We start from the raw sequence: 8,105 nt of genomic DNA on the forward strand, positions 1-8,105 counted from the left end.
GCAGCGCGTCGTCCAGCAGCCGCCCGAGCAGCGCGCCGGCGGGTACGCCCATGGCGAGGGCGGGCAGGACGAGCTGGTCCGCGCCGCCCCAGCCGAGGGCGGGGAACCAGCCCAGCTGTACGGCGAGGACGGTGGCCAGGACCGCGGCGAGGAGGAACTCCGGCAGTGCGGCGAGCACCGCCGCGCCGACGCCCGCCCGGGTGGTGACGATCCGGCGGCGGGCGCCCCGCCGGAGCGTCCCGGCGACGAGGGCGGACGCCAGGAGGACGGCGACGGCGAGCGAGGCGCCCATGAGGGTGAGGGAGACACCGAGTGCGGAGGTGACGTCGGGGCCGACCGGCTGCCCGGAGACCCAGGACTCCCCCAGGTCGCCGCGCAGCGCTGCGGACGCCCAGCCGCCGAGGACGTGGAGCGGTCCGCCGTCGAGTCCGGTTCCGGCGCGGATCGCGTCGAGCACGGCCGGTGTGGGCGGCCGGTCGGCGTAGCGGGCGTGCAGGATGGTCAGCGCCGGATCGGTGCTGGTCAGCCAGGGCAGCAGACCGATGACGGCGACGACGGCCAGGAGCGCGCCGAGCCGGCCGGCCAGGTACTTCACGCGGTCACCCGACGTGGGTGTCGGCGGTGATGAGGGTGCGTTCCATCGGGTCGAGGGCGACGCCTTCGACCCGGGCGTCGTCGTAGCCCTGGACGAAGCGCTCGTGGACGAGGGGGACGAGGGCGTCGGCGCCGAGGACGGCGGCCTCGGCGGTCATCCCGGCATCGTGACGGGCGTCGGTGCCGGTCAGCGAGGCGGCCTTGCCCACCGCGGCATCGACCTTCTTGTCGCACAGCTGGGAGATGTTGAAGCTGCCGTCGCAGGTGAAGTCGGAGGCGAGGTAGGACACGGGGTCGGCGGTGTCCAGCAGGGTGTTGCGGGCCTGGATGAACGCGTCGTACTTCCCGGCGAGCGCGTCGGCCTCCATCTGCGCGTAGTCGCGGACGACCTGCTTGACGGTGAAGCCGCGCTTCTCGAGCTGCTGCTGGACGAGCGTCGCGACCTCGGGGAGCTCGGGCCGGTTGGTGTAGGTGGCGAGGACGATCTCCTTCGTCTGCGCCACGTCCGCGCGGCTCGCCGCCGGGGTCCGGCCGGTGGGGGCGGTGCGCTTCTCCGCGGCCCAGGGGATGCCGGGGCCGAGGAGTCCCTGTGCGGTGTCGGCGTGGCCCTCGTACACCCCGTCGACCAGGGCCTCGGACTCGATGGCCTCACGGGCGGCGGCACGCATGGCGGGGTCGGCGAAGACTCCGCGCCCGGTGTTGAGCGAGAGGCCGTTGGTCCGGGCGGAGGGGAATTCATGGACGTACGAGTCGCCGAGCAGTGACGTCTGCGAGATCGGTACGTACTCGGCGACGTCGACGGCCTTCGTCCGCAGGGCGTTGGCCCGGGCGGTGCCGTCCGCGGCGAAGGTGACGTCGACGCCCGGGGCCTTCGCCTTGTCACCCCAGTAGTCGGCGTTGCGTTCGAGGGTGGCGGCGACCGCGCCCTTGACGTCGGTCAGGGTGAACGGTCCTGTGGCGTGGCCTGCGGGGTTCACCTTGCCGTTCCTGTAGGCGCCGGCGGACAGGATCGTGAGGGAGGGGTTGGCGAGCCGTTGCGGGAGCAGCGGGTCGGCCTCCTCGGTGACGATCCGTACGGTCTCCGCTCCCCCGCCCTTCACCGCGGTCACCTTCAGGGCCGTGTCGGACAGGACCCTGGGCAGCGGGGACGCCTCGCTCGCGGCGGTGAGGGACCGGACGACGGCGTCGGCGTCGACCTTCGCACCGTCCTGGAAGACGGCGTCACGGAGCGTGAAGGTCCAGGTGGTGGGGTTGTCCTGCTTCCAGGACGTGGCGAGGGCGGGCCCGGCCGCGCCGTTCTCGTCCAGGGTGGTGAGGCCCTCGACGACGGCGAGCCGGCTGAGGGTGACCGCGTCGTCCCCGTAGGGGGACATGGCCTGGGCGGGCGGGAAGGCCATGACGACCCGGAGCCGCTGCGCGTCGCCGGACGCTCCCGAGCCGTCCGACGTGGAGCAGGCGGCGAGCGGGAGCAGCAGGGCGGCGGTGACGGCGACGGCCGGCAGCGGGGAGCGGCGGCTTCGGAGCGTAGGCATGACGGTGACCCTATGTGGAAACGATTGTCATCTGATACCCGGGGCGGTCAGGCCCCGGGGAGAGGCATCGGCAGCTCGAAGTGAATGATGCCCTGGCCGCCGCCCGGCAGCGCGCGCTCGTCGCAGACCTCATGGGCGAGCGACCGCCAGAACGGCTCGGCGCCCGGCACGGCCGGATCGGTGTGCAGGTAGAGCGAGGTGTAGCCGCCCGCCCGCGCGGCGAAGTCCCCCAGCTCCCGGACCAGCCTGCGGGCCAGCCCGTGCCTGCGGTGCTCGGGGCGTACGTAGATCCGGCACAGCTGAGCCGTCGGACCGGAGGGGAAGCGGTCGGCGACCCACTGCGGGTTGGGCGGGGCCTGCGGGCCCCGGTCCCGTACCGCGCCCGTCGCCACGACCTCGTCACCGCGCACGACGACCAGGAGGGTGCAGCGCGCGGGGCGCAGGTAGGCGCCCTCGAGGTCGATGATGTCGGCGTGCCAGCGGGGCACGTAGCCCGAGCGCAGGTCGTGGTAGACGGTGTCCAGCATGACGGCGCGCGCACCGCCGATGTCCTGCGCGGCAGCGGTCCGCAGGACGTATCCGTCCACATCGGCCGGCGCGTCCGGCGTCCTCGTCGCCCCGGCGGTCGCGGTCACCACTGACGTTCACCCTCGCTCTCGGCCTTACGGCACATGACTTGCCGTATCAGCGTACGTGCAATTCATGTGCAATAAGGCGGCGGGGTTGTGCGGCACCGGCCGCCGGGACGGCGGTGGCAGCCGTCGGGACGGCGGTTGCGGTGGCCCGGCCGCCGGGGCGTCGGCCGCCGGGAGGGGCCTGCTGCGCGATATGTCACACCGGCCGCCGGGAGGGGCCTGTTGCGCGATATGTCACACCGGCCGCCGGGGCGGAGCCTGCCGACGCCGCGTGACACCGTCCCGGCAGGTGTCACGCGACGCCGCCGGCCGGGCACCGGTCGCGGTGCCCGGCCGGCGGGCCCGTGCGTCAGCCGGTGGCGCGGTAGACCAGAGCGGTCGCGATGCCCGCGATGCCCTCGCCCCGGCCGGTGAACCCGAGACCGTCGGAGGTGGCGGCGGAGAGCGAGACGGGGGCGCCGACGGCGTCGGACAGCACCTTCTGGGCCTCGTCACGCCGCTTGCCGATCTTCGGCCGCAGACCGACGACCTGCACGGCGACGTTGCCGATCCCGAAGCCCTGCGCACGCACGATCCGGGCGGCCTCGGTGAGCAGAGTGACACCCGACGCGCCCGACCACTCCGGACGGCCGGTGCCGAAGTGCTGCCCAAGGTCGCCGAGACCTGCGGCCGAGAAGAGGGCGTTGCAGGCCGCGTGCGCCACGACGTCGGCGTCGGAGTGCCCGGCGAGCCCGGGCCCCTCGTCCTCCCACAGCAGCCCGGCGCACCAGAGCTCGCGGCCCTCCTCGAAGGCGTGGATGTCGGTCCCGATGCCGACGAGCGGGATCACGGGAGCCGGCTGCCGCTTCGCTGTCTCAGAATCCATCGTTCGCCCTCCGGCGTGCGAGAACGGCCTCCGCCAGGACCAGGTCCAGGGGCCGGGTCACCTTGAACGCCTCCTCGTGCCCGGGCACGACGACGACCTTCGAACCCAGTCGTTCGACCATGCCCGCGTCATCGGTGGCGCCCTCGCCGTCGACGGCGACGCTCTCATGCGCCCGGACGAGCGTGTTCCGGTCGAAGCCCTGGGGCGTCTGCACGGCTCGCAGCCGCGCCCGTACGGGCGTCGAGAGGACCGGCTCCGGCATGCCCGGCTCGCCCGGCTCGACCTCCTTGACCGTGTCGGCGAGAGGAAGCGCGGGGACGACGGCGGGAGCCCCGTCCCGTACGGCTTCGATGACCGCGTCCACCGTGTCGACCGGCACGAGGGGCCGGGCGGCGTCATGGACGAGCACGACGGAGACGTCCTCCGGCAGGGCGTCGAGGCCGAGCTTCACGGACTCCTGGCGTGTCGCACCGCCGGGGACGACGAGGTAGTCGGTGCGCTCGGGCAGCGCGTGCCCGTCGATGAGGTTCTTGACCTCGGGTGCGCCGTCCGGCGGCGCGACCACGACGACGAGGGTGACGGCGCGGGAGGCCGCCATGGCCCGCACGGCGTGGATCAGCATGGGTGTGCCGCCGAGCGCACGCAGCGCCTTCGGGGCTCCGGGACCGAGCCGGACACCACGGCCCGCTGCGGGGATCACCGCAGCGGTACGGGAGGGGCTCGGTTCGGCACTCGGTTCAGCAGGCGTCGGTGACATCGGTTGCACTCCGAAGCTTCGGCAGGTTTGTTTCCATGGCCGACATGGGTATGGCCTGGGCGTACCCCCGACCGTGGGCCGGGGAGAGAGCTTGGCGCGACGCCTCGGCTTGACCGGGACCCTTCCGTGACCCCCGGTCGGCCGAGCCGCAGCAGGGCTCGACGGGGATCACCGAGGGGGCGGCACCGGGGCCGCGCCAGTCGGCTCTGGGCTGGATCCTCACGGATCCGGACATGCCGCAGCGCCCGACGACGCACCGTGAAGACGGCTGGTCAGCGGGCACCGCGGCATATGAGCTACGACCGGATTCGGTTCGTCGGCGTCATCCGGTCACCGGTGTCGTCCGGTTCAGGACGCGAGGACCTCGTCGAGCAGGGCCTCGGCCTTGTCCTCGTTCGTGTTCTCCGCGAGAGCGAGCTCGCTCACCAGGATCTGACGGGCCTTGGCGAGCATGCGCTTCTCACCTGCGGAGAGTCCACGCTCGCGCTCGCGACGCCACAGGTCACGCACCACTTCGGCGACCTTGATGACATCGCCGGAGGCGAGCTTCTCGAGATTTGCCTTGTAACGCCGGGACCAGTTCGTCGGCTCTTCGGCGTACGGCGCGCGCAGCACCTCGAAGACCCGGTCCAGTCCCTCCTGCCCGACCACGTCACGCACACCGACGAACTCCGCATTGTCCGCCGGCACACGAACCGTCAAGTCGCCCTGGGCGACCTTGAGCACCAAGTAGGTCTTGTCCACGCCTTTGATCTGGCGAGTTTCGATAGCCTCGATCAGCGCGGCCCCGTGATGGGGATAGACCACGGTGTCGCCAACCTTGAACGTCATGTGACAGGTACCCCTTCCGTGGCTATCCAGAGTAACACGAGAACGGCTTCTCCTGAATGGCGTTTTCGCAGGTCAGGGCATATCTCGGGGCTTGACAACCGCGACACGAACGTGCTGCGGGAGCCTTCCGGAAGGCGATATCCGCAGGTCGGAGCGGACATACGGCCGAGCGGAAACACCGGCGTCACAGAGGCCGGAAGTCCTCCAGAAGGGGCCGAAAGTCCCGTTTTGTCGGGTTCCGGATGGTGAACTTTCCGTACTCCGTTCGGACCTCGATCACTCGTACGGCTCTTAGCGTCGATGGCCAATGAAATTGATCAACATCCCGGATCCGGATGGATTATGAGCGGGGAAATGCGCCGAGTCCGAAAATCGATCATCGGCCGGTCGGGGCACTGCCCGCCCGCGTTTTGTGAACACCGTGCGAATCGTCATGGCCGGGAGACGGCTGTGACACGGCCTGAAGATGTCCGGCACCGTCCCCGGGGTGCCGGTCCACAGGTCGGGCGGTACAAGGGGCGGGTCGGGTGCGGGCCTGGGACGGCGGCTCGATAACCTGAGCCCGCTGACACACACTTAGGGCGGCTTTACAGCCGCTCGGGCCTTCCTGTCCGCAGAGTCCGAAGTCCGCAGTCCGAACGTTCAAGGAGTTGCCGCCGCCGTGAGCCGCAGCCTTCGACACGGCGCCCTCGCCGCCACTGCCCTCGTGTTCTCGATCGCCACGCTGTCCGCCTGCGGTGCCGGCAACGACGCGCAGTCGCTTCAGGTCAGGCCGGACAACGCAGCCACCGCTGTCGACTCCATCAAGATCCAGAACCTGAACATCATCACCCAGCCCGAGCCGGACGCCGAGGGCCCGGCGGTCATCGCCGCCACCCTCTTCAACGACGGCACGAAGCAGGAGGTCGTGGAGAAGGTCACCCTGCCGGGCACCGATGCCACGGTGGAGCTGAAGCCCGCCAAGGGCAAGGGCCCGCTCGTGGTCCCGGCCGGCGGACGGGTCATCATCGGCGGGAAGAACAACGCCTCGGCCGTGATCGAGAACGGCCGCCAGGCAGGCGCCGACGGCAGCGTGCAGACCGTCGCCTTCACGTTCAGCGAGACGGGTGACGTCGCGCTCGACGCCTCCGTCGTCCCGGCGACCAGCTTCTTCGAGGGCTTCGGCCCGAACACGCTGCCGTCCGCGAAGCCCACGGCCACGCCTTCGGACTCCGCGACGCCGGGTGAGCCGTCGACCGGGCAGTCCGAGAGCCCCGCAGGCACGGAGACCGACCCGGCCGCGGGCGCGGAGCACGAAGCCGCCACCCACTGATCGCGCTGATCGCGCGCGTGGGGGGTGTCTCCGCCGGAGACACCCCCACGTAGCCCGCAGCCCTCGGTCTACGGCTCGAACTTGTAGCCCAGCCCCCGCACCGTCACCAGGTAGCGCGGCGCCCCGGGATCGGGTTCGATCTTGGCGCGGAGCCGCTTGACGTGGACGTCCAGGGTCTTGGTGTCACCCACGTAGTCCGCACCCCAGACCCGGTCGATGAGCTGCATGCGCGTCAGTACGCGCCCCGCGTTGCGCAGGAGCATCTCAAGGAGGTCGAACTCCTTCAGCGGGAGGTCGACCTTGCCGCCGGAGACCGTGACGACGTGGCGGTCCACGTCCATCCGGACCGGGCCGGCCTCCAGGGCTGCCGGAGTGACCTCCTCCGGCTCACCACGGCGGCGCAGGACGGCGCGGATGCGGGCCACCAGCTCCCGCGAGGAGAAGGGCTTGGTCACATAGTCGTCGGCTCCTATTTCGAGGCCCACGACCTTGTCGATCTCGCTGTCCTTGGCGGTGACCATGATCACCGGCACGTTGGACCGGACACGCAGCTGCCGGCAGACCTCCGTACCGGGCAGGCCCGGCAGCATCAGGTCGAGCAGCACGAGGTCGGCGCCGTTGCGCTCGAACTCGTCGAGGCCGTCCGGGCCGGTGGCCGCGATGGCCACCTCGAAGCCTTCCTTGCGGAGCATGTAGGACAGGGCGTCGCTGAAGGATTCCTCATCCTCGACGACAAGCACTCGGGTCACGGAAGGGCCTCCGGGGCAGGGAATGGTTCGTAAGAATCGGTCTCGTACGGCCCGCCGTCGTCAACAACACCGTTGACGACGAGAGGTCCGCCGGTGGTACGACCCCGTACGACGCCTGATTCGGGCAGTCGCAGGGTGAACGTGGAGCCCTGTCCCTCCGAGCTCCATACGGTGACCTCCCCGCCGTGCGAGGCGGCCACATGCTTGACGATGGCGAGGCCGAGACCGGTGCCACCGGTGGCCCGTGAGCGGGCCGGGTCGACGCGGTAGAACCGCTCGAAGACACGCTCACGGTCCTTCTCGGAGATGCCGATGCCCTGGTCGGTCACGGCTATCTCGATCAGATCCCCGCCGGGAGCGGCGATCTTCCGGGCGGCGATGCCGACCCGGGTGCGGGCGGGACTGTAATTGACGGCGTTCTCCACGAGATTGCCGAGCGCGGCCGCGAGCTGGCTCCGGTTGCCCCATACGGAGAGGCCGTCCGCGCCGCCCGAGGCCATGGTGATCTGCTTCGAGCCGGCCTGCTGGCGGCACCGGTCGACGGCCTCCGCGACCAGCTGCTCCACCCGTACGGGTTCGGCGTCCTCCAGCGGGTCGTCGTTCTGCACCCGGGAGAGATCGATGAGCTCCTGGACGAGGTTGGTCAGCCTGGTCGCCTCGATCTCCATGCGGCCGGCGAACCGCTGCACCGCCTCCGGGTCGTCGGAGGCGCCCATGACGGCCTCGGAGAGCAGGGAGAGCGCGCCGACCGGGGTCTTGAGCTCATGACTGACGTTGGCGACGAAGTCGCGCCGCACCGCTTCTATGCGCCGGGCCTCCGTGAGGTCCTC

The 8,105-nt window shown here is 71.0% G+C and carries 8 protein-coding genes and 1 pseudogene; 1 reads left to right on the plus strand and 8 read right to left on the minus strand.

All coding sequences use genetic code 11. From position 1 onward, the window contains the following. The 6 genes and pseudogenes from VN520_RS23550 to VN520_RS23575 all read right to left on the minus strand — a co-directional run. Positions 1–595 (minus strand): annotated as a pseudogene (locus VN520_RS23550) (ABC transporter permease); the annotation flags it as partial. A 4-nt stretch (positions 596–599) separates the two neighbouring features. Further along, entirely contained in the window at positions 600–2,126 is a 1,527-nt protein-coding gene (locus VN520_RS23555) for an ABC transporter substrate-binding protein (protein ID WP_325748934.1), read from the minus strand. A 47-nt stretch (positions 2,127–2,173) separates the two neighbouring features. Next, entirely contained in the window at positions 2,174–2,764 is a 591-nt protein-coding gene (locus VN520_RS23560) for a GNAT family N-acetyltransferase (RefSeq protein ID WP_325748935.1), read from the minus strand. A gap of 346 nt (positions 2,765–3,110) precedes the next feature. After that, positions 3,111–3,626 (minus strand): 2-C-methyl-D-erythritol 2,4-cyclodiphosphate synthase, encoded by a 516-nt coding sequence (gene ispF / locus VN520_RS23565; RefSeq protein WP_325748936.1) that lies wholly within the window; start codon positions 3,624–3,626, stop codon positions 3,111–3,113. Then, positions 3,616–4,383, minus strand: a complete 768-nt coding sequence (ispD, locus tag VN520_RS23570) for a 2-C-methyl-D-erythritol 4-phosphate cytidylyltransferase (RefSeq protein ID WP_325748937.1) — start codon at positions 4,381–4,383, stop codon at positions 3,616–3,618. Before ispD ends, ispF begins: the two co-directional genes overlap by 11 nt. Positions 4,384–4,731: 348 nt before the next feature. Further along, complete coding sequence (locus VN520_RS23575; protein WP_006380568.1) at positions 4,732–5,214, minus strand: CarD family transcriptional regulator; 483 nt, start codon at positions 5,212–5,214, stop codon at positions 4,732–4,734. 661 nt (positions 5,215–5,875) lie between these two features. Between VN520_RS23575 and VN520_RS23580 the strand changes: the two genes are divergently transcribed. Continuing rightward, entirely contained in the window at positions 5,876–6,526 is a 651-nt protein-coding gene (locus VN520_RS23580) for a DUF461 domain-containing protein (protein WP_325748938.1), read from the plus strand. A gap of 68 nt (positions 6,527–6,594) precedes the next feature. On the opposite strand, the gene VN520_RS23585 is transcribed toward VN520_RS23580, so the two are convergent. Next, positions 6,595–7,275: a response regulator transcription factor gene (locus VN520_RS23585; protein WP_014047499.1), complete on the minus strand. Its 681-nt coding sequence runs from the start codon at positions 7,273–7,275 to the stop codon at positions 6,595–6,597. Beyond that, positions 7,272–8,105 (minus strand): sensor histidine kinase (locus VN520_RS23590; RefSeq protein WP_325748939.1); only part of this gene is annotated, 834 nt, incomplete at its 5' end. The genes VN520_RS23585 and VN520_RS23590, both read right to left, overlap by 4 nt.

The organism is Streptomyces sp., from assembly GCF_035563135.1.
Lineage (GTDB): Bacteria > Actinomycetota > Actinomycetes > Streptomycetales > Streptomycetaceae > Streptomyces.